The organism is Hydrosulfovibrio ferrireducens, from assembly GCF_046883345.1.
In the GTDB taxonomy this organism is placed as follows: Bacteria; Desulfobacterota; Desulfobulbia; order Desulfobulbales; family Desulfurivibrionaceae; genus Thiovibrio; species Thiovibrio ferrireducens.
On record NZ_JALKCW010000022.1, the window covers coordinates 76,955 to 101,487 of the forward strand.

Annotated in this window: 20 protein-coding genes, 2 tRNA genes and 1 pseudogene; 11 read left to right on the forward strand and 12 right to left on the reverse strand. The window is 59.4% G+C overall.

The annotated features are described in order from the left end of the window. Positions 1-68: 68 nt before the first annotated feature. Together MWR57_RS10540 and MWR57_RS10545 are read right to left on the reverse strand one after the other, a co-directional pair. Positions 69-887, reverse strand: coding sequence for a glycosyltransferase (locus MWR57_RS10540; protein WP_423124779.1), 819 nt, complete (start codon positions 885-887; stop codon positions 69-71). A gap of 150 nt (positions 888-1,037) precedes the next feature. Next, the gene (locus MWR57_RS10545; RefSeq protein ID WP_423124780.1) at positions 1,038-2,966 is read right to left on the reverse strand and encodes an ASKHA domain-containing protein; all 1,929 of its coding nucleotides are present in this window, start codon (positions 2,964-2,966) and stop codon (positions 1,038-1,040) included. Between the two features lie 430 nt (positions 2,967-3,396). Here MWR57_RS10545 and MWR57_RS10550 point away from each other — a divergent pair, with 430 nt between their 5' ends. Then, positions 3,397-4,218, forward strand: coding sequence for a nitroreductase family protein (locus MWR57_RS10550; RefSeq protein WP_423124781.1), 822 nt, complete (start codon positions 3,397-3,399; stop codon positions 4,216-4,218). 24 nt (positions 4,219-4,242) lie between these two features. Here MWR57_RS10550 and MWR57_RS10555 read toward each other — a convergent pair whose 3' ends face one another. The 4 genes from MWR57_RS10555 to MWR57_RS10570 form a co-directional block, all read right to left on the reverse strand. Then, positions 4,243-5,235 carry a hypothetical protein gene (locus MWR57_RS10555; protein ID WP_423124782.1) on the reverse strand — a complete coding sequence of 331 codons (993 nt, stop codon included), beginning with the start codon at positions 5,233-5,235 and terminating at the stop codon, positions 4,243-4,245. Between the two features lie 208 nt (positions 5,236-5,443). Continuing rightward, complete coding sequence (locus tag MWR57_RS10560; RefSeq protein ID WP_423124783.1) at positions 5,444-6,295, reverse strand: LemA family protein; 852 nt, start codon at positions 6,293-6,295, stop codon at positions 5,444-5,446. A gap of 229 nt (positions 6,296-6,524) precedes the next feature. Then, positions 6,525-7,049 (reverse strand): hypothetical protein, encoded by a 525-nt coding sequence (locus MWR57_RS10565; RefSeq protein WP_423124784.1) that lies wholly within the window; start codon positions 7,047-7,049, stop codon positions 6,525-6,527. A 121-nt stretch (positions 7,050-7,170) separates the two neighbouring features. Then, complete coding sequence (locus tag MWR57_RS10570; RefSeq protein ID WP_423124785.1) at positions 7,171-7,638, reverse strand: YehS family protein; 468 nt, start codon at positions 7,636-7,638, stop codon at positions 7,171-7,173. A gap of 292 nt (positions 7,639-7,930) precedes the next feature. On the opposite strand from MWR57_RS10570, the pseudogene MWR57_RS10575 reads away from it, so the two are divergent. Together MWR57_RS10575 and rfaE2 are read left to right on the forward strand one after the other, a co-directional pair. Continuing rightward, positions 7,931-8,683: pseudogene (locus MWR57_RS10575) on the forward strand (nitrilase-related carbon-nitrogen hydrolase); the annotation flags it as partial. Further along, complete coding sequence (gene rfaE2, locus MWR57_RS10580) at positions 8,678-9,208, forward strand: D-glycero-beta-D-manno-heptose 1-phosphate adenylyltransferase (RefSeq protein WP_423124989.1); 531 nt, start codon at positions 8,678-8,680, stop codon at positions 9,206-9,208. The pseudogene MWR57_RS10575 and the gene rfaE2, both read left to right, overlap by 6 nt. Before the next feature lie 118 nt (positions 9,209-9,326). On the opposite strand, the gene MWR57_RS10585 is transcribed toward rfaE2, so the two are convergent. After that, positions 9,327-9,830, reverse strand: coding sequence for a hypothetical protein (locus tag MWR57_RS10585; RefSeq protein ID WP_423124786.1), 504 nt, complete (start codon positions 9,828-9,830; stop codon positions 9,327-9,329). A 311-nt stretch (positions 9,831-10,141) separates the two neighbouring features. On the opposite strand from MWR57_RS10585, the gene MWR57_RS10590 reads away from it, so the two are divergent. The 6 genes from MWR57_RS10590 (at position 10,142) to MWR57_RS10615 (ending at position 16,426) form a co-directional block, all read left to right on the forward strand. After that, positions 10,142-10,843: a FlgO family outer membrane protein gene (locus tag MWR57_RS10590; RefSeq protein WP_423124787.1), complete on the forward strand. Its 702-nt coding sequence runs from the start codon at positions 10,142-10,144 to the stop codon at positions 10,841-10,843. A 105-nt stretch (positions 10,844-10,948) separates the two neighbouring features. Then, positions 10,949-11,680: a FlgO family outer membrane protein gene (locus MWR57_RS10595; RefSeq protein WP_423124788.1), complete on the forward strand. Its 732-nt coding sequence runs from the start codon at positions 10,949-10,951 to the stop codon at positions 11,678-11,680. A 14-nt stretch (positions 11,681-11,694) separates the two neighbouring features. Then, positions 11,695-12,240: a hypothetical protein gene (locus MWR57_RS10600; RefSeq protein WP_423124789.1), complete on the forward strand. Its 546-nt coding sequence runs from the start codon at positions 11,695-11,697 to the stop codon at positions 12,238-12,240. 32 nt (positions 12,241-12,272) lie between these two features. After that, positions 12,273-14,204 carry an Ig-like domain-containing protein gene (locus MWR57_RS10605; protein WP_423124790.1) on the forward strand — a complete coding sequence of 644 codons (1,932 nt, stop codon included), beginning with the start codon at positions 12,273-12,275 and terminating at the stop codon, positions 14,202-14,204. Positions 14,205-14,354: 150 nt separating this feature from the next. Then, positions 14,355-15,527, forward strand: a complete 1,173-nt coding sequence (locus MWR57_RS10610) for a S1C family serine protease (protein WP_423124791.1) — start codon at positions 14,355-14,357, stop codon at positions 15,525-15,527. Then, entirely contained in the window at positions 15,524-16,426 is a 903-nt protein-coding gene (locus MWR57_RS10615; protein ID WP_423124792.1) for an Hsp33 family molecular chaperone HslO, read from the forward strand. Before MWR57_RS10610 ends, MWR57_RS10615 begins: the two co-directional genes overlap by 4 nt. On the opposite strand, the gene rpe is transcribed toward MWR57_RS10615, so the two are convergent. The 3 genes from rpe to lgt all read right to left on the reverse strand — a co-directional run bounded on the left by rpe (position 16,410) and on the right by lgt (position 20,910). Continuing rightward, the gene (rpe, locus tag MWR57_RS10620) at positions 16,410-17,066 is read right to left on the reverse strand and encodes a ribulose-phosphate 3-epimerase (RefSeq protein ID WP_423124793.1); all 657 of its coding nucleotides are present in this window, start codon (positions 17,064-17,066) and stop codon (positions 16,410-16,412) included. The two genes, MWR57_RS10615 and rpe, sit on opposite strands and share 17 nt — an antisense overlap. A gap of 5 nt (positions 17,067-17,071) precedes the next feature. Beyond that, complete coding sequence (locus MWR57_RS10625; protein WP_423124794.1) at positions 17,072-19,945, reverse strand: M16 family metallopeptidase; 2,874 nt, start codon at positions 19,943-19,945, stop codon at positions 17,072-17,074. Between the two features lie 167 nt (positions 19,946-20,112). After that, positions 20,113-20,910: a prolipoprotein diacylglyceryl transferase gene (gene lgt, locus MWR57_RS10630; protein ID WP_423124795.1), complete on the reverse strand. Its 798-nt coding sequence runs from the start codon at positions 20,908-20,910 to the stop codon at positions 20,113-20,115. 170 nt (positions 20,911-21,080) lie between these two features. Here lgt and MWR57_RS10635 point away from each other — a divergent pair, with 170 nt between their 5' ends. Further along, positions 21,081-22,760: a B12-binding domain-containing radical SAM protein gene (locus tag MWR57_RS10635; protein WP_423124796.1), complete on the forward strand. Its 1,680-nt coding sequence runs from the start codon at positions 21,081-21,083 to the stop codon at positions 22,758-22,760. A 141-nt stretch (positions 22,761-22,901) separates the two neighbouring features. On the opposite strand, the gene MWR57_RS10640 is transcribed toward MWR57_RS10635, so the two are convergent. Both MWR57_RS10640 and MWR57_RS10645 read right to left on the reverse strand, forming a co-directional pair. Beyond that, positions 22,902-24,047 (reverse strand): iron-containing alcohol dehydrogenase, encoded by a 1,146-nt coding sequence (locus MWR57_RS10640; protein WP_423124797.1) that lies wholly within the window; start codon positions 24,045-24,047, stop codon positions 22,902-22,904. A gap of 184 nt (positions 24,048-24,231) precedes the next feature. Further along, positions 24,232-24,307 (reverse strand) — tRNA-Asn (locus MWR57_RS10645). 139 nt (positions 24,308-24,446) lie between these two features. Between MWR57_RS10645 and MWR57_RS10650 the strand changes: the two genes are divergently transcribed. Next, positions 24,447-24,524, forward strand: a tRNA-Pro gene (locus MWR57_RS10650). The last annotated feature ends 9 nt before the right edge of the window (positions 24,525-24,533 follow it).

The window sequence follows — 24,533 nt, forward strand, 5'->3', positions numbered from 1 at the left end:
ATCAACAGGTTTTCAACAGCCAATCAACAATTCGCCAACAGGGTTTCAACAGGGGGTTTGTCCGTGAATCACGCGGGCATCTGCGCGGGGCGCAGCCATTTTTTCAAGAGCAGACGGGTGCAGTCGCCCACCAGGCGCGGGATATTTTCGGCAACGGGAATGGCCGGCGCGGGGGAGGATGCGGCCCCGGTTTGGAGCGCCACACCCTCGGCCAGGTAGTGGAGATGCCAGCCCGCCTGGTGTGCGCGCAGGCAATAATCGGCATCGGCGTAGTGGGCGGCAAAGCCCTCGTCCAGCAGACCGATCTCCTCCACCACCTCCCGCCGTATCACCAGACAGGTGTCCAGGAGCCACTCCGGTTCGAAGGAGCGCAGATGGTCCTGTTCCAGAAGAAGGTGCTGCTTGAGGATCAGCGGGGCGGCCGGGAGCAACCTCCCCAGGGAGGTGTGCAGGCAGAGAAGCGCGGCCAGGGTCGGGGCGGAGCGCGCCGAGGGGAGGACCATGCCTCTGGGGTCAACGATCCGGGGCGCGGCCAACCCCGCTTCGGGGTTTTCATCGAGAAAACGGACCAGCCCGGCCAGACAGCCGGGCTGCGGGCGGAGATTTTCGTCCCAGAAGGAGAGATAGCGGGCCGCGGCCAACCGGCAGGCGTGGTTGCGGGCCTTGGCCGGGTGATCGCCCCCGCTGTTTTCCAGAATGACGATCTCCGGGAAGGCCCGTTCCAGCCGGGTGAGGGCCGGATGCTCGGGCTGATCGGCCACCACGATGATCTCCAGGGCCACCTGGTCGGCCTGGGGCAGAAGCGCGTCCAGAAAGGGGAACAGCCCTTCGGGCTGGGCCGGGTTGTGGATCAGGCAGATCGCCAAGTCGGGTTCGATGTCTTCCATGGAGTATTGATGGACTCGTAAAAAATCTCGTCTTGGCATGTTGGCATGGCGGTAAATTCAGCAGTGCCGCAGATGCTAGGAAGAGGTCTGCGAAGTGTGCTATTTGCACATGAGCAGGCCGATGACAACGCAGATGCGGTGCTGCTGAATTTACCGCGGCAGTTTCTCCCGCACTGTGGGGAAGAGCGCCATGTCGGTGTGGGGCAAAAAGAGCGAGGCCATGTAGTGGTTCATGAACTGACTGCTCTCCGACAGCTCCAAGTTGGTAATCAGCGAGCTGACCATCATCCGTTCCCGGAAGCGGACATGGTCGGTGAGGCTGATCTGGCAGCCGAGCATGGAGGCGTTGCCCAGGTAATAGAACTTGTCGCGGTCGATGTCCGGGAGCAACCCGATGCAGATTGCCTGCTCAAGATCGATGTAGGCCCCGAAGTTGCCGGCCATGATCACCCGGTCCAGATCGTCGAAGGTCATGCCCACGGATTCGAGCAAGGTGACGTAGCCCGCGTACATGGCGCCCTTGGCCCGGGTCAGGTTGTCCAGGTCTACCTCGGTGATGGCGATGTCCTCGCCCATGAGGGTGTCCTTGGACCAGGCCAGCACGTACTCGTAGCCGTCGATTCCTTGGCGGATGCGGGGATGATCCAGGCTGCGGTTGAACTTGCCCTGCTGGTCGATGACCCCCGCCTCCAGCAGCTCGGCCACGATGGCGATGAGCCCGGAGCCGCAGATGCCGCAAGGCTTGATGCGGTCGATGGTGATGATCATCGGCTCCAGGGTTTCTGGGTGGATGTGGAAGTTTTCGATGGCCCCGGCATTGGCGCGCATGCCGTGGCGGATGCCGCCGCCCTCGAAGGCGGGGCCGGCGGAGCAGGCGGCGCACACCATCCATTCCTCGTTGCCCACCACGATTTCGCCGTTGGTGCCGATATCGATGAACAGGGTCAGCTCCGGGCTTTTGTACATCTGGCAGGCATGCACCCCGGAGATGATATCGCCGCCCACATAACTCGCCACTGCCGGGTAGAGGAAGAGGCGCACCGAGGGATGGGCGTGGATGCCTAAGGATGCGGCGCGGGTCAGGGGAAAATGGCTGCAGGCCGGAACATAGGGCGATTCCCGCAGGTATTTCGGGTTCAGGCCCAGGAGCAGGTGGCTCATGATGGTGTTGCCCGCGGCCATGATGTAGCTGATGTCGCTGGGGCTGATCATCACCTTTTTGCACACCGTTTCGATCACCGCGTTGATGGTGCGCACCACCTTTTCCTGCAGCGCCTTGAGGCCGCCGGGCCGCTGGGAATAGATGATCCGGGAGATGACATCCTCGCCGCAACTGATCTGGTCGTTGTAGGCCGAGGCCTCGGCGATCACCTCGCCGGAGTTGAGGTCGATCAAGACTCCGCACACCGTGGTGGTGCCGATGTCCACCGCCAGTCCGTAGAGGTTGCCCGTGGTGTCCCCCGGCTCCACGGCGATGATGCGGTCCGGCTCCTCGGCCCGCTTGCCGCGCAGCATGATGGCCGTCACCTGCCAGTTGGCCTCCCGCAGGGTGAAGGGCAGCTCCATCAACAGCTCCGGGTGATCGTAGGTGGGCTCGGCGCAGTCGTGGCATTTTTTCTTGATGGCCCGCATCAGCCGCTGGAGGTCGGGCACGTTGTCTTCGAGCGTCGGCGGCTCCAGGGTGAGGAAACGCTTCTCCACCGGCGGCGCCACCTGCCAGGTGCCGATCAGATGGTCCAGCGACCGGGCCGAGATGGCGCGGGTGGTCTTGGGTTTGGCCTTGAGGGCCTTGCCGTCCTTGCTGGTGGCGACCGGGATCGAGACCACCAGATCCTCGATGACCGAAGACTGGCAGGCAAGGCGGAACCCCTCGGCGTGCTCCTCGGCCTTGAGCTGCATGGCCTTGTTGGCGGCAACCTCGCCTTGCTCGATCTTGACCTTGCACTTGCCGCACACCCCGTCGCCGCCGCAGGAGGCCTGGATATAGAGCCCGGCTTTGGCCGCGGCGCTCAGCAGGTTTTCGCCGGTATCCACCTCGATGGTGACGTTGTCGGGCAGAAAGGTAACGGTTTTTTTCATAATTCTCCGGTCTCCGGGGAAGTGTTGGCAAGGGATGGATTATTGCCACAAAGATAGCAGGAAGGCGGGGCTTGTCAAGCATCCTTTCCGGGAAGAGACGGTAGTGGGCGGAGATATGTTGGGGAGGAAGGTCTGCGGGTAACCGGTTTTCCCGGCCGTTCATGCTCAACATCAGCAGGTCCGGAAAGACGAGGGTCGGGCTTGTCGTTACCACTCGGATGCCGGCCGGAGCAATTCTCTTGGCGCTCCCTGGGAAAATGCGCTAATACAAGACTATATTCCGGCGGTTCCATGGGAGCTATCTCTCGCGGCTGAAGCCGCTCCTCCCGGGTCGGGGAATATCGGGTGTTGTAGAAGCGGCTTCAGCCGCGATAATCGAGCAATATATTCCAGACGTTGCACACGTCCTGAAAACACAAGGAGGTTTCCCATGCTGCAATTTCGCATCGATGAGGAGCGCTGCATCCAGTGCGGCGAATGCGCGCTTGACTGCCCCGCCGGTGTCATCGCCATGGACGGATACCCGAAAATAACCGATGAGGCGGGCTGCTTCCAGTGCCAGCACTGCCTGGCCATCTGCCCCACCGCGGCGGTCTCGATTCTCGGCAAGGACCCCGAGGTGAGCACCGTGCTGCAGGGCAACCTGCCGGACCCGGCCCAGCTTGCAACCCTGATCAAGGGCAGAAGGGCGGTGCGCCGCTATCGCGACCGGGATTTGGCCCCGGAGCTGATCGACCACCTGCTTGCGGTTTCCTGCCATGCGCCCACCGGGGTCAATGCCCGCTCGGTGTTGTTCACCGTGGTCCGGGAGCGGGCGGTGATGCACAGGCTGCGCGAGTATCTCATGGATCGGTTGGTCACGTTGAAGGATCTCGGCGGGCTGCCGCAGGGCTTTGTCGGTCAATACCTGGGCTGGACAGCCAAGGCCTGGCAGGAGGAGGGCAAGGACATCCTTTTTCGGGGCGCCCCGCATCTGCTCATCACCAGCGCTCCGGCGGACGCCCCCTGCCCAACCCAGGACGCCTTGATCGCCCTGACCACCTTCCAGTTACTCGCCCATGGTCACGGGGTGGGCACGGTTTGGGACGGCATCTGTATGATGGCTTTAGGTGTTTGCCCCGAGGTGACGGGCAAGCTCGGCATCCCTGAAAATCATACCTTGGGCTATGCCATGGCCTTTGGCGATCCGGCGGTGGAATACCAGCGGACCGTGCAGCGTGGCCCGGCCTTGGTGAATGTGGTCAAGTGGTGATCAGCAGCCGAGTTGCAGGACGTGCTATGCCGGGGTGAGCGGGGTGAATGCTGTCGGCGGGTTCGGCGGCAGAAATCGCTGGTGCAGTTGGTTGAGGAAACCGTTTTTCAGCTCGCCCAGCGCCTTGGCTGTGTCCGGCAGGGGCTGTTCGGTCTGGCGAGCGGCTTTTTCCATGGCCGTGGTGGCCAGGGCTTTGGCAAAGGGGGTCAGTTTCGGGTGGTCGGTGAGGAGTTGTTCCATGCGGGACAGCATCTGTTGGGCGGCCCGCTCCGCTGGCGGCCCGGATGGCGGTGCCACCGCTTCTGGCGCTTCGGCGTTCAGCTCTTCCACCGGCACCGGCGTGGGCTCCATCCTCCGGGCGAATAAGCCATCCAGTTCGTTGGCCTTCATTTCATCCAGGGCCTTGAGGATCTGCTGCCAGCGGGCCTCAAGCATTTCGGCGTAATCCCGCTCTTCCCCCTCGCCGGTCAGGGTATCGTAGAGCTCCTTGAGATTCGGGTCGCTGAGGTCCGTCGCGGCGGGCAGGGGCTGATAGCTGGCGATCCGGGTCTGGGTGACGGTTTGTCTGCTGAACGAAGCGGCAAAGGAGGAGACCGAGCCCATGGACATTTCGCCGAAGTCCATCGCCCTGGTCAGGGCCTCCTCATGGTCTCCGGAAAAAAAGGTAGAGGCAATGGAGGTCAGTTCCCCCACCAGCCGGGTGATGTCGGCAAGCTCCTGCGCATTGAGGTCGCCCTGCACCGAGATGCCCATGGCTTCGGCGGAGGTGGAGCTGCTGGCATAATTCACCCCCGAGGATGCAGGGTTGAACCAGCTCACTGCCTGGGTGTACTGGTAATTCCGGCTCAGACCCGAAAGGGTGACCTGATCGCCTTCCGCCGTGGTCAGGGAGAAAGAGGACGACTGCGTCTGGGCAAGGGTCTGCTCGAAGGTGGACTTGCCGGCGCGGGCGGAATACAGGGATTGGTAGTCGGTGGAGGCGGCTGGTCCCTGGATGGAATTGGTTGGGATGTTCATCGGCAAGACTCCCGGTGTTGGTTGCGGTGTGACACGGCGGTTGGAAGGCGCAGCCGTGCTGTTGTGCTTTTCGGGAGGGAGGGTGGAAAACTTGAGGGGAAAGTGGGGAGGGTTTTGCGGAATAACTGGGAGAAGAAAGATTATGGAAACCGAGCTCCGGCCCCTATTTATGCGGGAACGGAGCTCGGTATTTTTTTTCAGCGCTTGTTTATCGTTGTTGTGCAGCCACGGATTCAATACTACGCCAATCTTGAGACTCAACTTCGGCAACCAAGACATTGCCCTCAATTTTTTGTTGATACAAGAGGTTTTGTATATCAGGGAATGACAAGGGACCTTTAGGTACTCCTCCGGGGATCATATAAAAATATTTTGGAGTAGATTTTTCTTTAATTTTTTCCGACAGCAATTTTCCCGCTTGCCCTGCGTGGTTTGCAATATTTCTGGTTGCCCCTGCGAGCTGATTCCCTGCACTCGCCAATAACTGCTGAAGCCTTTCTCCGTCATCAGTCTTAAATTCTTTCAGGCTAGTTATATCCTTTACGCCAGATATATCGAATTCAAGATAAGGGGCACTTGAAAATCCGATAAATCTTGCGATAAATACTGTTGGAATTGAAAGACAAGTGGAGTTGTATTCCTTCACTGCTGAATTGTAGTCTTTTCTGCATTGTTGAATATCTGACTCACAGTGTTGTATGCTGTCAACCAAGCGATGATATTGTTCATTGGCTTTTAAATTTGGAAATTTCTCAGCCATTCCTTGTAATGATGTCAGCAGTGTTCCGGACTGTTGATACGCATTCATCAAATTTGTCGCGGTACTATCCTGAGAGATTTTAAGATGCGTAAACTGTTCACTTTCCTGGAATCCCTTAACCACATCGATCAACTGATTTATCAGGGTCAACTTTTTGCTGATCGCGATTTGGACATTTGAAGCCTTTTCTTTAATGTCTTGGGAAAAACGCTGAAGTTTATTGTATGAAAATAATGCGATTCCGGCGAGAATAACTCCGCCCCAAAAGAACAACTTAAAAATTCCCCAAATAAAATCCATAGTAGTTTATCCCCTTTCGTACTTTGTGTGTCCGATTAGCATGGTATGGGGATTTCGGAGAATGCCCCAGGTTCTCATTCGGCCAGAGAAACAAAATTGTGTAATAATCCCATACACCTAACAGATTGTCAATGCTGAAAAAATACGGGGTGTTGTCTGTATGTTCCGGATTAAGCAAGGGAATTGGGCTAATTTCTTTTAGGCGAGGTTGCAAAAGGGGGGGGGCTTGTTAATCCGAGCATTCCTCGGGCTCGTGGGGAAAGAGCATTCTTTTGGTTATTGCAATGCCATGCTGTTGCATATAGGCGTGGATTCGCTGGCTATGGTCCTTATCCTCCTGGTTGAGCTGCTGGAACATCTCCTCCAGTATGTTTTCAGGTTTTTTTTTCATAAAACACTGAAAATGGATCTCGCCTGCGGCAAGTTCCAAATCAAGAGCGGCATTAAAGATTTTCTCGCGATCCGGTGCGGCCTGGGCAAAAGCGGAAAGGTAGTCGGTGACAATCTGGTTTGCCCTGTCGACCTCGGTTCTGGTCCAGGCCAGGATGGAGGTGGGGAACTCCTCGCCGAGGGGGATAAAAGTCTCATGGATCGAGGCAATCAGGTCCGCGTGATTCTTTTCTTCAAAGCTGAGCTGTTCCCAAAAAGTTCTATCCTCGGGCAGCGCTTTCCCGAACAGGGAGTACAGTTCCGCAATACCCATCTCCAGCTTTTCACTGGCATTCATCAGATGGCTGAGGCCGTCAAAGTCCATGGCTGTTCTCCCTGCATATTCTATGGTGTTTTCCCCTGCCGACTACCTATAAAAAGTGTACCTGAAAAAGCATGGTGATGGCTTAAATATTCTTCCGCGGACAAAAAAACAGTTGTCGGTGTTAATCGAGTGGCGCACGGCATTTAAGCCCCACCCCCTTGAGAAAACCACGCAGGATTTGATCCTTGCACTCGCGGTAGTGCGGGTGGTCCGGCCTGCGAAAAAAGGCGCTGAGTTCGTGTTTGCTCAGGCGGACTTCGGCCTGGGCCAGAGTCGCCAGCATGTCTTCGTCTTTCAGGTTCAGGGCGATTTTCAGTTTCCGCAGGATGATATTGTTGGTCAAGCGCTGCTCCGGCACGGGTTGCGGACCTTCTTTCTTGCCGCGTTTTTCGTTGATCACGCCGTTGAGGAAGATGGCGAGTTGCGTGTCGCTGCATGGCTGATACCCCGGCTCATCCTCTTTTTTCAGCCAACCGCTGATCTGCTCTGCGGTTACCCGGTGCTCGGCCAGACCGAAGATGGCGAGCATTTTCGCCTCGTTCCAGGCAAAGGCATAGCGGAGACTGCGCAGGATATCGTTGTTGTTCATTGGGCTGCCTTGGGCTGAATTGCAGAGGGGGGTGTTCGTGTGCCGTGCCTGTCTATTTCTTATAGCCCATGGGTGTGCGCAATGGGCAAGATTTTTTCTGATTACCATTGGATTCCCGCCTGCGCGGGAATGACGTCTTGCCGGTGGCATAGCTGTTTCCCCCTCTCCCTACCCTTCCCCCGGGAGGGAATTTTTCGGCCTGTGGCACGGGGGCAAGAGTCGGGGATGAAACAGCACCCTGGCTTCCCAACCGTGTATTGACAAAAGCCACGGAGCGGGTCATTCTAACCCCATGAAAAATATCATCGACATTACCCGCTACCATGCCGGGTTTTTGCAGTTTGACGTGCAGTTGGGCGAACCGGAGGCGAATCTTGCCGCGGTGCGGGCTGGCTTGGCTCGTCTGGCCCCCAACGGACCCGGGATCATCGTTTTGCCCGAGCTGTGGAGCTGCGGCTTTGCCTACGAGCACCTCCAGCATTTCGCCCTGCAAACAGAGGGGGTGCTGGACGAGCTGCAGCGGCTGGCCGGGCAGTACTCCATACATCTGGCCGGGTCCCTGCCCGAGGAGGTGCTCACCGAGGTGGGCAGTGTCATCTATAATACCCTGTACATCGTCGGTCCGGACGGGGTTTGCGGGTCGATCCGCAAGCAGCACCTCTTCGCCCCAATGGCCGAGGATCGTCATTTCATCCCTGGGGACAATCCCCAACCCGTGGCAACCGGGCTTGGCCTGGTGGCAGGGCTGGTGTGCTACGATCTCCGCTTCCCCGAGCTGGCCAAATCCCAAGCCGGCAAGGGCGCGGGGCTGCTGGCGGTAAGCGCGCAGTGGCCAGAGGCCCGGCGGGAGCAGTGGCGGACCCTGGCCGTGGCGCGGGCCATCGAGAACCAGATCTGTGTCGTGGCCTGTAACCGCTGCGGGATAACGGGAAAAACCGAGTTCGGCGGCCATTCCCTGGTCATCGGGCCGGACGGCACGATCTTGGCCGAGGCTGGATCGGAAGCGGCTGAGGCGTGGGTCGAGATCGACCCGGCCCGGATGCAGGAGCTGCGGCAGCGCTTCAACACCGTGGGGCCTGCGGTGTATCGGTTTGCCGATGAGGACAAGATCGTCGAGCGTGAGGATCTGGCCGAACTGACTGCCCGCTATCGGGCGGTGGGCCGCAAGGTGGTGTTCACCAACGGCTGTTTCGATATTTTGCACCAGGGGCATGTCACCTATCTGGAGCAGGCCCGCAGGGAAGGCGATTGCCTGGTGGTGGGGGTCAACAGCGACGCTTCGGTGCGGGCTTTGGGCAAGGGGGATGATCGGCCGGTGAACCACGAGCAGAGCAGGGCCAGGATTCTGGCCGCCCTGGGCTGCGTGGACCATGTGGTGATCTTTGGCGAGGAAACGCCGCAGAGGCTGATCACCACCCTGATGCCAGAGGTGCTGGTCAAGGGCGGCGACTGGCCGGTGGAAAAAATAGTCGGCGCGCCGGAGGTGCTGGCTGCTGGCGGCCGGGTGCTTTCCATTCCGTTGGTGGAAAACTACTCCACCACCTCCCTTATTAAAAAAATCCGCTCGTAACAAATCAGCCTTTGGCTCGGACAGGTGCTTCGACAGGCTCAGCACGAGCGGATTTTTTTACGCGATTAAGAACAACCGTTCGCCCTGAGCCCTGTCGAAGGGCCGTTGTTAGTAACCCCTAGCTCTGCGAACAGAACAGCATCTCAATATCTTCCGGCAGCTCTTCCGGCCCCACCCCTATCTCCCTGGCAAAACCGTCCAATTCCTCCCTGGTGCAGTTGAGGCAGGATTGCCGCAGCCCTGCCCGCACCTCGTCCGCCTCCTGTTGCAGGAAGCAGCGCAAGGCCTCGGCGATCTCTTGGCGTAGCGTCGCCTCGATCTCCATGGTCTGGCGGGTACAGAATTTTCCCAGCCGCTCCCAATTGAAGATGCACCGTTTCAACCCCCGAAAGATGCGGGCGTCCCGGTTTTCCGGGCTGAGATCCCGCAGCAGGATCTCCCGGTAACGGGCCACCACCTGCTGGCGCAGGAGATCCAGCTCGTTTTGGCCCAGGGTGAGTTGCGGCCCGTCCGGGTCTTCGCAGAGATAGTAGAGGGAGGAGTGGAAGGCGATTTCCGGGATCTCTCCGGAGTGGCGGACAATGAGCAGCTCTTCCGCCAGCCAACTGTCAGTTTCGGTCATGGACTCAGCCCCTTCCGCGAAAGGCGGAAAAAAATCCACCCTGGAGCACGGTGTTGTTTTTCGCAAGATATAGCTGTCATTCTCGACACTCATACCACATGTTGTTGCCGGAGCGCTTCATTGCCTCGGGCGGGGGGGCTTCGGACATCCGCAAGACGCCTATCCTCTCAATTTGCATAGCATTTTTTGTTAAAGACAATGCGCCGGCCAACCGATGATTAAGGACAAACGGGGAACTCTTTGCCGCCAAAGCCGTCGCACAACGCCAAGGCGGCTTACCGGCGTCACATAATAAAGGAGAACGGCGACATATGCAATTCCCAAGGAAATCATGCCCTCGTTGGCCTATCCCTTCTTTTCTTCCGGCAATGACACTCCTGGCCCTGCTGGTTTTTCCGGCCCAGGCCGCAGCCTTCTGGCCCTTCAGCCAGGGAAAGGCTGGCACGCCCAAGGCAGAGGCCGTTGCGCCGGCCGTGCCCCCGTTGCTCACGGTGAGCGAGGCAGCCGCCCTGCGCACGGAGATACAGGGGTTGGCCAACGAGCTGTTCCGCAATCTGGCGAGTGGCGACCCGGAAAACCGCGGTCTGGATCAGGGCGTACTGGTCTGCACCTTTGTCGAGCTCAAAAAACTGACCCGCACCTCGTCTTTTGGGCGGTATGTGGCGGAGCAGTTGATGAGCGAGATGCAGCAGCACCACTATGAGGTGGTGGAGGTCCGGAAAAGTCAGGCGATCATGCTGCAGGAAAAGCGCGGCGAGTTCGGCCTTTCCCGCAATCCCGACGAGATCAGCCAGAGCGCGGCCGCCGGGGCCATGCTCACCGGCACCTACACCCCCAGCAAGGACAGCATCGTCATCAACGCCAGGATCATCGACAACCGGAGCGCCAAGCTCCTCTCCTCGGCAACGGCCATTATTCCGAGAAATCAACTGGCTGAGGAGTTGCTGGCGGACACCGCTTCCGTCCGGATGGAAAAACCGGAGCCGCTGTATCTGAAAAAACTGGAATTGTGACGGACAGGATAAAGAGTTGCAGCAAGTGTGATACGATAGCCGCAGGGATGCACGGAAACATGGCTTTTTATGGAAAAAGCGCATACACGGTTCAGGGAGGACAGGATGAAAAAGGGAAGGAGAGAGGCGATACTCTGTTGCCTGGGGCTGGTGTTGTTTGCTGGCGCGGGATGTGTAACGGTTCAGCAGGATGCCACCCAGCCTGGTGGCGGCAAGCTGGAAGTCAAGACCGTTGCCGGCAGGGTGACGAACGACGGGGGGGCGGCGGAAGTGCGCAGGGTGCCGACCAAGTACAACGTGTATCAGTACATGCCCGAGAGCGCAAAAAACATGGGCTCGGAAATTCTCTTGGCAGACATGGCCAAGGAAGTGGCCGGGAAGGTCTATTATGAGCTGCAAGGGGAAGCGGAAGGGCAGAGCCTTGCCGGCAGAATTGCCGTGGTCAATGCCGTGCCCCTTTCCGATCTCAAGCGGGATACCGAGTTTGGCCGGGTCATGGGCGAATACCTGCTCACCGATCTGGCGGACCGCGGCCTCAATGTAACCGAGCTGCGCATGGGCAAGGATATCACCATCCTCCCCCAGACCGGAGAATTCATCCTCTCCCGGAACATCGGCGAGCTGGCGAACAAAATGCCGGAACTCGAATATGTGGTGGTGACCACCTTTGCCAATACCCGCAAGACCCTTGTCGTCCAAGGCCGCCTGGTTCGGCTTGCCGATGGGGCGGTGAAGACCTCCTGGCGCTACTCGATGCCTCTTAACCGGGAACTGCTCGGCCTGTTCCAGCAGGCCGAGGCGCCCTATAAAATCGCCGTAAAGGGCATTGGCCGGTAAGAGGAGCCGCGCGCATGAAGATATCCGGAACCGTGAAAAAAATCGTTTTCCCGACGCAGATACTGCTGCTTGTTTTGCTCTGCGTTTTTTGGGCAACCGGAGCCGCCTTGGCCACGGAAAAAGAGGAGGACGGCAAGGGTGCGGCCACCGAAGGCATGCTCAGCCAGAGAAATTACGCCTCGCTGCCCAATCTGATCGCCATGGTGGGCAGCGACGCCATGGAGCATCTGCACGGTTTTTTTGCCGCCGAGCCGGTGACCATCGAGCCCTTTATCGTGCTCAGTGAATTTTCCACCCGGCAGCGGGTGTCCCTGCTCGGCGCCACCTTGGCCGAGCAAATGGCCGCGGTGATCGGCAATGAGTCCCTGGCCGTGTGGCGGTCCCCGTCGGCCGGCGAGCATGAGCAGCGGGTCTCCGGGATTCTGCAGGAAGTGAACGGCTATCTGCGGATTCATATCATCGCGGCCAATACCCGGGGCGACCGGCGTTCCTATGTGGTGAACGTCGAGATGTCGGAACCCATTTATCGGGCGCTTCATAGCTATGTTTACATGCAGTAAGCGTTTTCGCGAGCTGCTGACACGGGTGAGGTATGGCGGAAGAAAAATCAGGTCTTGAAATAGACGACTGGCTGGACGATCTGGCGGAAGACACGCCCGGCGCCTCGGCGGAAGAGGAGTCCGGTGAACTGGATCAGTCCGACATCGACTCCCTGCTTGGCGGCGGAACGGCAGCCAGCGGACCGCCTCCGGCGATCGGCGACGATGGCGGGGAGCTGGATCAGTCCGATATTGACGCTCTCCTGGGCGGCGGTTCCGGTCCGTCTGTTTCCGCGGCGGGCGGGGGCGGAGAAGGCTTTGCCGAGCTGGACCAATCCGATATCGATTCCCTGCTTGGGGGCGGCGAAGATCCGGCCGTTGCGGTCGGCGAAGATTTTGACCTGGATCAGTCCGATATCGACGGCCTGTTTTCCGGCACGGAAGAGGAAAAAGGGGCGGACGAATCTGCCATGACCCAAGGCTTGGGCGCTCCCAGTAAGGATGATCTGGACCATCTTTTTTCCGACATGGGTGACGATGAATCGGCCGGAGCGGAAACGGTGAGTTTTGCCGAGGTGGCTCAGGGTGGGAACGAAAAAACCGGGTCCAGCACCCCCGGCGAAGAGAGTTTCGGTTTGCCGGATAATGGCGGGTTTGACGACGATGAGTTCGATTTCGGCGACCTGCCTGATATCCCCGATGAAACAAATACCGTTGGCACAGCTCCGCAGGGGGGGATGGGCGAAGAGGATATCTTTGCCTCGGTCTCACCAGCCGCTGTGCCGGATTTTCTTGCGGAGGCCACAATGGAGAACAGTCGGGAAAATCGCTCTGATTCGAGCACGGATAGTCCCTTTGCCCCACCGCCGAAAGCCGGGAATAAAAAAAGCATGGCTATCGGGGTGTTCTTTCTTGTCTTGCTGCTGGGAGGAGGCGGGTATTGGTACATGATGAAAAACAAGAAGGGCGAGATGCCGGCTCCCCCGCCGCCGGTCGTCCAGGAGAAAGCACCGCCGGTTGTAGCCGCGCCCATGGCCCCGGTCAATGTGGCGCCGGTGGCCAGCGAATCCCGCTGGCGCATGGCAAAACCCAATGAATCCTTGGCCATTGAGCTTTCCGGCACCGATGAAAACAACGATCCCCTGAAATTTGAAATTGTTTCCCCTCCCAAGTTCGGCCGGATCTCGGGCGATCTGCCCACGATCACCTATCTGCCCAACAAGGATTTTCCCGGGGAAGACAGCTTTGAATTCCGCGCCTCCGACGGGCAGCTTGTCAGCGGTCCGGCCAAGGTTGTGGTCATGGGGCCGGAGGATGTGGCGCCGGTGGTGGCGGAAGCAGCCCCGCCGGAAGAGTGCCCGGTGGTGACGGCGCAAAATATGTATTTCAAGACCTTGAGCACAGTGCCGCTCACCATTAACTGGAAAAAGATCTGGGCCGGGGCCAATGCCGAACCCTTTGACGCCAAGGTGTCGGTGGAGATCCTCGGCGGTCCGCCCCTGCACGGCGGCTTGCGTCGTCTCGACCGCGGCCGGCATCGGTATGAGCCGGACAGATATTTCGGCGGCAAGGAGGAGATCCGCTACCGCTTCAAGGCAGCCGGGGTATATTCCAAGGCCGGTAAGGTGATCATCACGGTCACGCGCAACGATAAGCCCCCGGTTCTGATCCTGGAGCCGGTGGCTGATTCGTACTTCGTGGGGGAAACCGTGGTGCTAAACGCCGGACTCAGCAAGGATGATTCGCCGGGCGGGCTCCGCTACAACTGGGAGCAAATTGCCGGAGTGCCGGTGCAATTGGAGAAGCGCTACGGAGAAGGTTCGACAGTGTCCTTTATTGTCCCCTCTTCCTTTCAAAAAGAGCACAAACCAAGGATCGTCATCCGGGTAACCGCCACGGACCCTGGCGGCCAGCGGGCTAGCCGGGAGATCGCCATTACCCCGGTTTCCAAGCGGCATACCCCGCTGTGGGGAATTTCCCAATAGTTTTCCGCCGTATTCAGGAGATAAAAAAGCCCGCTTGGAAAAAGCGGGCTTTTTTTTATGGCAAGAATTTGTCAAGATCCTGGCCAATGGTGTATACCTTTTCATCGGGCAATACTGTGTTGCCCGGCGATTGACCATGGGAGGGCGAGTGTGGAGTGTCCAAAATGCGGCCATGCGCAAGCTGGCGAACAGGAATGCGAACGCTGCGGGGTGATTTTCTCCCGGCTCCAGAAAAAGGAGCAGGACAAAGATCTGCCGGACGACGTCGAAAGAGAGCCCCTCGCCGTAGCGCCGACAAAGACGTGGCCAGGGTTGGGAGGGTGGCTGTTCGCCATGGTGGTTGGGCTGCTGGCCGGCTGGTATGTGTTCGCGCCTCCGCAACAGCAAACAGTGCCCGATGCCGGGCAACCGGCTGTTTTTTCCCAGGAATCAGGCTCGGAGGAGAGGGGCGCGCGGCAGCCTGCGTTGCCGCAAACGACGATGGCTCAGCCGCAAATCGCCGAAGGGCTGGCCGGAAAACTGGCCGCCGCCTTTCCCGCCGGCAATCCCCTGGAGCATGCCCGCAACGCCACGGTTTTTATAAAAACTCCGTGGGGGAGCGGTTCGGGTTTTTTTGTCACCCCCAACGGCTACATTATCACCAACCGGCATGTGGTGGAATTTGACGCCGCCCAGTTGAAGGAATTCAAGGGCAAGGCGGACAAGCTGGCCAATGACCTTGAGCGGGACCGGCGCAACAGGGAGGTGCTGCAGAAGCAGCTCGCCGGTATCCGGGATCCGGGGGTGCGGCGGCAGGTGGAAGAGGAGCTGCAGCGGCGGCAGGAAGCGTATGAGAAATACAGCGCCATGCACAAGGAAATCGTCGGCCAACTCCAGAGGATAGAACGCTCCTCGTGGAGTTCCGACATCACGGTTGTCCTGATCGACGGCAGCGAATTGCCCGTGCAATCGCTGAAGATGAGCGACCGCACGGACCTGGCCCTGCTCTCGGTGGATTGCTACAACGCCCCCTTTATCCAGGCAATAACGGACAGCCGCCGTTTCGGCCAGGGGCAGAAGGTCTATTCCATCGGCAGCCCCATGGGGTTAAGGCACACCGTGACCGGAGGGATCATCTCCGGCTACCGCGAGCACAAGGGCAGGAAGTTCATCCAGACCGACGCCCCGATCAACCCCGGCAACAGCGGCGGGCCGCTGATCGACGAGCAGGGCGGCCTCATCGGCATCAACACCATGGTGCTCCGCGATGCCCAGGGAATCGGCTTTGCCGTGCCCTTTGAGGAGGTCAAGACGGAATTCGGCCAGTATTTGGGGGCATTGTGAGACAGTCGGCTGACACACGGATCCGTTTTCTTTTGGGCGATAAAGGCGTGCGCGGGGTGCTGGTGCAGGGCACCGGTTTGGTCAACGAGATGCGCACCCGGCACGGGCTTGGGCTGCTGGAGACTTTGGTGCTGGGGCATGGGTGCCTGGCTGCGATCATGCTGGCCACGGGCCTCAAGGGGGACAAGGACCGGCTTGCTCTGCGGATCGAGTGTTCCGGCCCGATTAAAGGGCTGGTGGCGGAAGCCAACGGGGCGGGCGAGGTGCGCGGCTATCTGCGGCAGAATCCGATCCCCCTGGAAAAGCCGCTGGAGTCGTTTGATCTCTCCCCCTTTTTCGGAGCGGGATTTCTCTCGGTGAGCACGTACTTGGAAGGGGGTAGCCAGCCGTTCACCGGAACGGTGATGCTGGAGCACGGGAACCTGGCCATGGATCTCAGCCATTATTTTCAGACCTCGGAGCAGACCCCCACGGCCATTGCGTTGAGTATTCAGTTCGACAGCGAAGGGTTGCCGATTGGGGCTGGCGGCTTGCTGCTGCAGGCCATGCCCGGAGCCAGACCGGAACTAATGGCGGAGCTGGAGGAGCGGATTGCGGGGCTGCCATCCCTGGGAAGGTATTTTGCCGAAGGGGGCGAACCGGAGGGTTTGCTTGCCAAGGAATTCGCCGCCTTTACGCCGGAAATCCTCACCACCACCCCGGTCGCCTTTGCCTGCCCCTGCTCCAGGGAAGCAATCAGCGCCCGTTTGCTCACCCTTCCGGAAAAAGATCTCGATGAGCTGTGCAGCGGCCCTTTTCCCGTGGAGACCTGCTGTCATTACTGCAACACCACCTATCTTTTTGAGCGGCAGGACATGGAAGCGCTCTGGCAGGAACGGATACTCAGCAGGCACCCTTGAGTTCAGCAATGACCTTGGCGTAGTCGCTCTGGCCGAACACGGCGGAACCGGCCACGAAGATGTTGGCCCCGGCCGCGGCAATGGGACCGATGGTTTTCGGGCTCACCCCGCCGTCCACCTCGATGCCCACGCTCAGCCCCCGGTCGTCGATCATCTTTTTAAGCTGTTTGATCTTGGCAAGCGAGCTTTCGATGAACGACTGCCCGCCGAATCCGGGATTGACGGTCATCAGCATGACCAGGTCCAGATCGGGCAGAATTTCCTCCAAGCTGGTGAGCGGGGTGGCCGGGTTGAGCACCGCCCCGGCCTTTTTGCCCAGCTCCTTGATGCGGTGGATGGTCCGGTGCAGGTGATAGCCGGTTTCCACATGCACCGTGATCCAGTCCGCTCCGGCCTTGGCAAAATCATCCAGGTAGGCGTCGGCGTTTTCGATCATCAGATGGACATCCAGCGGCAGATCGGTGATTCTGCGCACCGCTTTGACCACCAGCGGGCCGATGGTGATGTTGGGCACGAAATGGCCGTCCATCACGTCAATGTGGATTACGTCCGCGCCACCCTTGGCCACAGCGGTTATTTCTTCTCCCAGCCGGGCGAAATCAGCGGAAAGGATGGAGGGGGCGATCATGGTCTTGCGCATCGTATTCACCGATCTGGAGTTGAGGGGTCCGCATCCGCGGGCTGGGGTGGTGTTTGCGGTTCCTGGACCGGGGCAACACCCTCGGCATCGACTTTGGCTTCGGCCTTGGCCGAGGCCGAGGCCTCGGATCGAGCTGCTGCCTCCGGCTCCTGGGCTTCAAGGAGGGGGGCTGCTGCTCCCACCGTGACCTGCACATAGCTGGAAGGACGGATGTATTTGCGGGCCATGGTCAGCACGGTTGCGGCATCGACCTGTTCGATGGCATGCACATACCGGTTGCCGAAATCCTGCCCCAGGCCGTAGCTTTCGTTCAAGGCCATTTCCAGGGCCTGGTTGCCGCGGGTCTGCAGACCCAGCTCGTAGTTGCTGATCAGCACGTTCTTGGCCTTGGTCAGCTCCTCCTCGCTGAGCGGCTCTTCCAGCACCCGGTAGAGCTGCTGCCAGACCGCCTTGATCGCCTGGTCCTTCTTGTCCGGGCTGGTGCCGATGTAGATGCCGAAGGAGCCGGTGTCCAGGCCGAGCAGGGAGAAGGAAGAGAGGCTGTAAGCCAGGCTCTGCTTGTCGCGCAGCTCGGTGAACAGCCGGCCGCTCTGGCCGGAAAGGGCGGTGTCCAGCACCTCAAGGCCGTAGCGGTCTTCGCTGCTCAGGGTGGTGCCGACAAAACCGATGATGATATGCACCTGCTGCTTGTCCCGGGCAATGCTGATAACGTCCGGTCCGGCCGGCGCCTCGGGGGGCAGAACGCTTTCCTTGATCTGTGATGTCGTGGCCTCCTGGGTCATGGGCCAGGCGGAGAAAAGCGCTTCCACCGTTTCCCTGACCTTTTCCGCATCAACATCGCCTGCCACGGCCAGCACCAGGGCCTCGGGCTTGGCGTGCTCTTCATACAGCCGTTTCAGCTCGGCCACGGTGACGTTGCGGATGACGGCCTCGTCGCCTTGGGCATTGAGGCCATAGGGATGGCCCACGAACAGCCGTTTGTTGAATTCCTTGAAGGCCAGGCTGGGCAGGGAGTCTTCCTGATTCTTGAGCTGGGAGAGCAGCTCGGGCCGGATTTTTTCGGCCTCGGCGGCTGCGAAGGCCGGGGTGAGGAGCACATCCCGGACCAGGGCCAGCCCCTCGTTGGTGAAGCGGGAGAGAAAATCGCCCCTGATTCCGAAGGTGTTCTTGCCGTTGAAGCCGCCCAGCGACCCGGCCATGTTGGCCACCTTTTTGGCCAGTTCCTCGGCGCTCAGTTGCTGGGTGCCCTTGGGCAGGAGTTCGCTGATAAAGGCGAAGGCGCCGTTGGTGGCCTGGGTTTCGCTGCGCAACCCGCCGGGGAGGACAGCCCGGACGGAAACCGTGGGAACGTCATGGTTTTCCCGGACCAGCAGCCGGATGCCGTTTTTCAGTTCAAAGCGATGCACCCCGGAGAGAAAGGCGTTGTCCACCTGGGAGGCGGGCTGGCCCAGTTTGGCCGCAGCCTCGGCCTTGGCAATAATCTTGGTCAGTTGCGCCTGATTCAGGTTCAGGGCGGTGCCAAGCGGGGCAATGGTGCCCACGGTGAGATGCTCTCCCCGGAGATAAAAGGCCGCGACCCGCTGGATGTCCTCCTTGCTCACCGCCCGGACCTTGGCAAGATATTTGTCCTCGCGGGGATCCCCGGTCAGGAACTCGAAGGAGCCCAGGACCCTGGCCTGGCCTTCGGCCCGTTCCAGGTTGAAGATGAAATCGCTCTCCAGGTTGCGTTTGGCCCGGTCAAGCTCCTCATCGCTCACCTTGGAATGTTTCATCCTGAAGATCTCGGTGAGCGTCTCTTCCAGGGCAGGCGCGACCTTGTCCGCATCCAGGGTGGCGGTGAATTCGAGCAAGCCCGGATCGCGGGGGGTAAAGGCCGAGCCGTCGATGCGGTAGACCAGCCCTTTGTCGTTGCGCAGCCGGGTGTAGAGGCGGGAGGTTTCCCCGCTGGCGAGGATGGAGGTCATCACATCAAGGATGGCCGCATCCTGCCCCTTAAAGGCGGAGCCGGGAAAGGCCAGGGCCAGTTGGGTCTGGTTGACATCCTCGGTCAGGGCGAAGAGGCGGGTAGCCTTCTGGGGCGGCTCCCTCGGGATGGCCGGCGGCCTGGCTTCGCTTTTGGCCAAGCCCCCCATCAGGCTGTTCACCGCGTCCACCACCTGCTGCACCCGGACATCGCCCACCACCACCACGGTGAAATTATCGGGGTGATAATGGTTTTTCATGTAGCTGAGGATGTCGTCGCGGCTGATGGCGGTCACGCTTTCGGCCGTGCCGCTGATGGGCAGCCGGTAGGGGTGCACCGTGTAGGCCTTGGCCATGAGTTCCTGGAACAGGACGATATTGGCCCGGTCCTTGCGCATGCGGATCTCTTCCAGCACCACCTTTTTTTCCCGCTCCAACTCGCCGGCGTCGAACGTCGAGTGAAGCACCGCATCGGCGAGCACCTCCATGGCATCCCCCCAGTTCCGGGAAGAGAGGGTGGCGTGGTAGACCGTGTACTCGTAGGAGGTGTAGGCGTTGATCTGGCCGCCCATGGCCTCGATGGCTCCGGCCACCTCGCCGGGCGCCCGGGTGGGAGTGCCCTTGAAGATCATGTGCTCGATGAGATGGGTGATGCCCGCCTCATGCTTTTCCTCGTAGATGCTCCCTGCCTTCACCCAGATCTGGACCGTGGCCACCTTGGTGCCGGGGGTCTCCTTGACCAGAACGGTCAGACCGTTGTCGAGCTTGTTTTTATGGAGGTGCGGGGCGATTTCAACAGCTTCGACATAGGTGGGGGTCATGGCTATACACAGGAGAAAAAGGAAGAAAAAGAAAGGCTGCAGCCGGTGGCGCAACCCGGATTCAAGCCTCGTGGATGACTGTCTGGTATGGGTCATGGTTTTTGGCCTTGGGGCTGTGACAAGCGGCGAATTTCTTGCAAAACTGTGCCAAATTGAATCCCCCCGCCGGTCAGCAGTGTCAGCGGCGAGGGGGAGGGAATTTCCCAGCCGTTGTCTTTTGTTTCCCGAGCACTGTAAACATCTGTGGATTCTGCGTCAAGAGATCAGGCCAATCCGTTGCTTTTTCGCCTTACAAGCAGGATGAGCAACCCGGTCCCGATCATCAGGCTGCTCAACAACTGGCCCATGGTGAGCACATTGAACAAAAAGCCGAGCTGGGCGTCGGGTTCGCGGAACAGCTCGACAATGGTGCGAAATATCCCGTAGAACAGGAGAAACAAAGCGAGGAGCGAGCCGGAGGGCCAGCGGTGTTGCCAGTATCGGTTTTTTAGCAACCAGAGCAGGGAAAAGAGCACCACCCCTTCGAGGAACGCCTCGTAGAGCTGGGAGGGATGGCGCGGCATCACTCCGCCTGCGGGAAAAACCATGGACCAGGGGACATCGCTTATCCGGCCGTAGAGTTCGCCGTTGATGAAGTTGCCGATCCGTCCCAGCCCCAGGCCGATGGGGGTGGTGATGATGTAGACATCCGCGCTCTGCCAGAAGGGCAACCCGGTGACCCGGCAGAAAATGAGGCCTCCGATCAGCATGCCGGCCAGTGCTCCGTGGAAGGACATGCCGCCCTGCCAGGTAGCCAGGATATCCTGGGGATTGGCCAGATAGTAGCTCGGATTATAAAACAGGACATAGCCCAACCGGGCGCCCAGCACCAGGCTGACGATCAGCACCAGATTGAGGTTTTCAAAATGTCTGGCCAGTACGGTGAGGTTGTATCGCTTGATCTGGTGCTGGACCAGCAGATAGGAGGCGATAAAGCCCAGGACATACATAAGGCCGTACCAGCGGACCTGGAGGGGGCCGAGGTGGAGGAGGACAGGGTCGATTTCGGGGTAGGGGAGCATAGGGCAATTACAAGGTAAAAGTTAAGAGTGAAAAATTAACGCAGGGGCGCAAGGTCGCAAATAGAATTGTTTTAAAAATCAAATGGTGTACCTTCGGAGTCGATGCTTTTCTGCGTCTTTGCGCCTCTGCGTTACAAACAAACATGTACCCGTTTCCCGCAGGTTAAACAATGCAAATCAGCCTGATCACCCTCAATGCCCGCTACTCGCATTCCTGCCCGGCGCTGTTCCATGTGCGCAATGCCCTGGCGCGGGCGTTGCCGGAAAGCAGCCTGGCACTGCACCAGTTCACCATCAACGATCCCTATTACCAGACCCTGCTTCGCATCACCGGCGATCAACCGGAGATCATCTGTTTTTCCGTATACATCTGGAATGCCGACTACACCATGCGGCTGGTTGGCGACCTGCGCCGGATTCTGCCCGAGATCCCGATCATCTTGGGCGGGCCGGAGGCGACCTTCATGGCGCTGGCAAGCCTGCCCGCGGGCTGCACCGTGGTCCGGGGCGAGGTGGAGGGGTTGGGGGATGATTTTTTCCGTGCTCTGGCCGCCTTGACTCTCCAGGCCGAGTATTGCGCCGCCCCTGCCCCTCCGTTTGCCATGCCCTATTGGGAGGCCGATTACGCCCCCCATCTTGCCAACCGCAATATCTACTACGAATCGTCCCGGGGCTGCCCGTTCTCCTGCAGCTACTGCCTCTCCTCGGTGGGGCAGGGGGTGCGCTACCGGGAGCTGCCCGAGGTGGAGCAAGAGCTGGCCCAGATCCTGGCCCATAAACCCAAGATCATCCGCTTTGTGGACCGGACCTTCAACGCCCTGCCCGAGCGTTCTTTGGCCATCTGGCGCTGGCTCCTGGCCCAGCCGGGGGAGACCCTTTTTCATTTCGAGATCGCCCCGGACCTGTTCAGCCAAGAGATGCTTGCCTTTCTGGCCCAGGTGCCCCAGGGACGCTTCCAGTTTGAAATCGGCTTGCAGTCCACCAACCCCGCCACCCTGGAGGCGGTCAATCGGAAAATGGATCTGAAGAAGGCCCAAGAGAACATCCGCCGTCTGGTGGCCTTTGATAACATCCACCTGCATCTGGACCTGATCCTCGGGCTTCCCTGTGAAACTGAGGCAACCTTTACGGCCTCCCTGAACGAGGCCTTCGGCATGGCGCCCCACCATCTCCAGATGGGGTTATTGAAGGTTCTGCCCGGCACCGCGATCAGCAAGGCGGCGGAAGCGTTCGGCCTGGTCAGCGCAGCCACCCCGCCCTATTCGGTGCTGGCCACCCGCTGGTTGGACCATGCGGCTCTCTCTCGCCTGTACTGGCTGGGTGAGTGCCTGGAGGCTTTTTATAACAACCGGTTTTTCCGCAACCTCTGGGCGTATATCAGGGAAACAGGAGAAGAGCCCTTCGGCTTTTTCACGCAACTGCTCGCCATCTGCCAGGCGGCGGATTTCTTCTCCCTGGCGAAAACCCAGGAGTTCATGACCCGGATGCTGGTCGAGCTGGCCCATACCAGGCCGGATCGGGAGTTGTTTTGCGAACTGGTGCGCTTTGACTGGCTGGTGAGCGGACAGCGGCTGCTGCCGCCCTGGCTGGATGCAGAGCCATCCAAGGAGATCCGGGATCATCTCTGGCGGAGCCTGCCGGAAGAGCTGCCCCCGCACTACACTCGGCTGACCAGGAACGAATTTTTCAAGCGGGGAATCTTTGCCCGGTTTTCCGGGTCGTTGCTCACGGTGGTGGGGTTGGCCCAAGGCCAAGCATCCCCTGGCGGGTATGTCTGCTTTTTTCAGGAACAGGAGTGTGTTGCCGGGCATCAACGCCAGCGCCATGCGGTGCTTTTTGTGGAAAAGTAGCAGCCAGGACAGACATCGGTGCTTCGACAGGGCTCTCCTGAGCTTGCCGAAGGGTTCAGCACGAGCGGATTTTTTTTACGCGATGAGAACAACCGTTCGCCCTGAGCTTGTCGAAGGGCTATTTTTACGATTTCCTTATTTTCATACCGCCAATTTCAAAATCTCACCAATGCTTGCCTTGGGGTAGAGGTCGCCAATCCCCCATTGTTTGGCAAGGCCCTCGGCATTTTCCGCGATTGCCCCGATATCGGCGGCCGGGATGTCCACCTCACCCAACCGCACCGGCGACTTGATCGCGACAAACCACTGTTCCAACGCCTTGATCCCAGCCTCGCCGGAATCGAGCCCGAAGATCTCCTTGGCAAACCGGGCAAACTGGCTGGGGTTTTTCGGGAGATACCATTTCATCCAGGCGGGCATGACAATGGACAGCCCGGCCCCGTGCGGGATGTTGTAGATAGCGCTCAGGGCGTGTTCGATCATGTGATTGGGAAAGCTGTACTCGCCGATCCCGGCCGGGGTCAGGCCGTTTAAGGCCAGGGTGGCGGTCCACATGAAGGAAGCGCGCGCCTTGGCGTGGGTCGGCTCGGCCATGATCAGGTCGGTGGTTTCGATCACCGTCTTGATGATCCCTTCCACCAGCCGGTCTTGCAGATGGGTGCCGGGCTGTTTGGTGAAGTACCCCTCAATCACATGGGCGATGGCGTCCACCGCGCTGTAGGCCGTGTAATTCAGGGGCACGGAATGGGTCAGCTCCGGATTGAGGATGGAGACCCTTGGGTAGACATGGGGTGAGGCGATATTGTATTTCTGCTTGGTCTCCGCATTGGTGACCACCGAGTTGCCGTTCATCTCGCTGCCGGTGGCCGCGATGGTCAGGATGGTGAAGACGGGCAGGGCGCGCTCCACCTCCTTGCCGACAAAGAATTGCCAGACATCTTCATGTGCCAAAGCGCCCACCGCGATAGCCTTGGCCTCGTCCAGCACCGAACCGCCGCCCACCGCCAGGATCGCTTCGACCTGATCCCGCTTGGCCAGGGCCACGCCTTCCCTGGCATGGGAAAGCACCGGATTGGAGACCACCCCGCCAAACTGGGTGCACCCGATATTGCTGGCCTTGAGACTGGCCATAACCCGGTCGAGCAGGCCGCTCTTGATCACCGAATTCTGGCCATAGACCAGCAGGACACGCTTGATTCCGGCGGCGTTGAGTTCTGAGCCGATCAGGGATTCCTTGCCTGCGCCGAAGATGATTTTGGTCGGGTTGTGAAAGGTGAATTCAAACATGATTCCTCCTTGTGGGTTGATGATCCGGTTTTTTGTGCGGGAAATCCAGACGGGCACACGGCTAAAATACCCTATCACTCTCTGGCTGTCACCCGGTATCACCGGAGCAAAGGGCGGGGCCGGGAAAAAGGCGCAAAAAAAGGCCGCCCATTATTCATTCATGGAGGCGGCCTTAAATTTTTCATGGCTCCCGGGGAGGGATTCGAACCCCCGACAGGGTGATTAACAGTCACCTGCTCTACCGACTGAGCTACCCAGGATCGATCGTGAAACTGAACGCGGGCAATATAGCAACTGCGCATCCGTGCGTCAACATTTTTAGGCGTCGATCAAAAAACAATTCTCTTGACCGCTTACGGGCAGAGTGCTAATAAAGCAGCTTCCCATTGTCGTCAGTGTCGGGGCGTAGCGCAGTCTGGTTAGCGCGCCTGCCTTGGGAGCAGGAGGCCGGAGGTTCGAATCCTCTCGCCCCGACCACCTTTACTC

Bases quoted from the DNA above. Each gene is read 5' to 3' on its own strand.
- MWR57_RS10550 (WP_423124781.1), top strand. From the start codon at position 3,397: ATGCTGCAATTTCGCATCGATGAGGAGCGCTGCATCCAGTGCGGCGAA.
- MWR57_RS10590 (WP_423124787.1), top strand. From the start codon at position 10,142: ATGCAATTCCCAAGGAAATCATGCCCTCGTTGGCCTATCCCTTCTTTT.
- rfaE2 (WP_423124989.1), top strand. From the start codon at position 8,678: ATGCAGGAGCTGCGGCAGCGCTTCAACACCGTGGGGCCTGCGGTGTAT.
- MWR57_RS10545 (WP_423124780.1), bottom strand. From the start codon at position 2,966: ATGAAAAAAACCGTTACCTTTCTGCCCGACAACGTCACCATCGAGGTG.
- MWR57_RS10570 (WP_423124785.1), bottom strand. From the start codon at position 7,638: ATGAACAACAACGATATCCTGCGCAGTCTCCGCTATGCCTTTGCCTGG.
- MWR57_RS10625 (WP_423124794.1), bottom strand. From the start codon at position 19,945: ATGACCCATACCAGACAGTCATCCACGAGGCTTGAATCCGGGTTGCGC.
- rpe (WP_423124793.1), bottom strand. From the start codon at position 17,066: ATGCGCAAGACCATGATCGCCCCCTCCATCCTTTCCGCTGATTTCGCC.
- MWR57_RS10640 (WP_423124797.1), bottom strand. From the start codon at position 24,047: ATGTTTGAATTCACCTTTCACAACCCGACCAAAATCATCTTCGGCGCA.
- MWR57_RS10595 (WP_423124788.1), top strand. From the start codon at position 10,949: ATGAAAAAGGGAAGGAGAGAGGCGATACTCTGTTGCCTGGGGCTGGTG.
- lgt (WP_423124795.1), bottom strand. From the start codon at position 20,910: ATGCTCCCCTACCCCGAAATCGACCCTGTCCTCCTCCACCTCGGCCCC.
- MWR57_RS10600 (WP_423124789.1), top strand. From the start codon at position 11,695: ATGAAGATATCCGGAACCGTGAAAAAAATCGTTTTCCCGACGCAGATA.
- MWR57_RS10555 (WP_423124782.1), bottom strand. From the start codon at position 5,235: ATGAACATCCCAACCAATTCCATCCAGGGACCAGCCGCCTCCACCGAC.
- MWR57_RS10635 (WP_423124796.1), top strand. From the start codon at position 21,081: ATGCAAATCAGCCTGATCACCCTCAATGCCCGCTACTCGCATTCCTGC.
- MWR57_RS10540 (WP_423124779.1), bottom strand. From the start codon at position 887: ATGGAAGACATCGAACCCGACTTGGCGATCTGCCTGATCCACAACCCG.
- MWR57_RS10605 (WP_423124790.1), top strand. From the start codon at position 12,273: ATGGCGGAAGAAAAATCAGGTCTTGAAATAGACGACTGGCTGGACGAT.
- MWR57_RS10565 (WP_423124784.1), bottom strand. From the start codon at position 7,049: ATGGACTTTGACGGCCTCAGCCATCTGATGAATGCCAGTGAAAAGCTG.
- MWR57_RS10560 (WP_423124783.1), bottom strand. From the start codon at position 6,295: ATGGATTTTATTTGGGGAATTTTTAAGTTGTTCTTTTGGGGCGGAGTT.
- MWR57_RS10585 (WP_423124786.1), bottom strand. From the start codon at position 9,830: ATGACCGAAACTGACAGTTGGCTGGCGGAAGAGCTGCTCATTGTCCGC.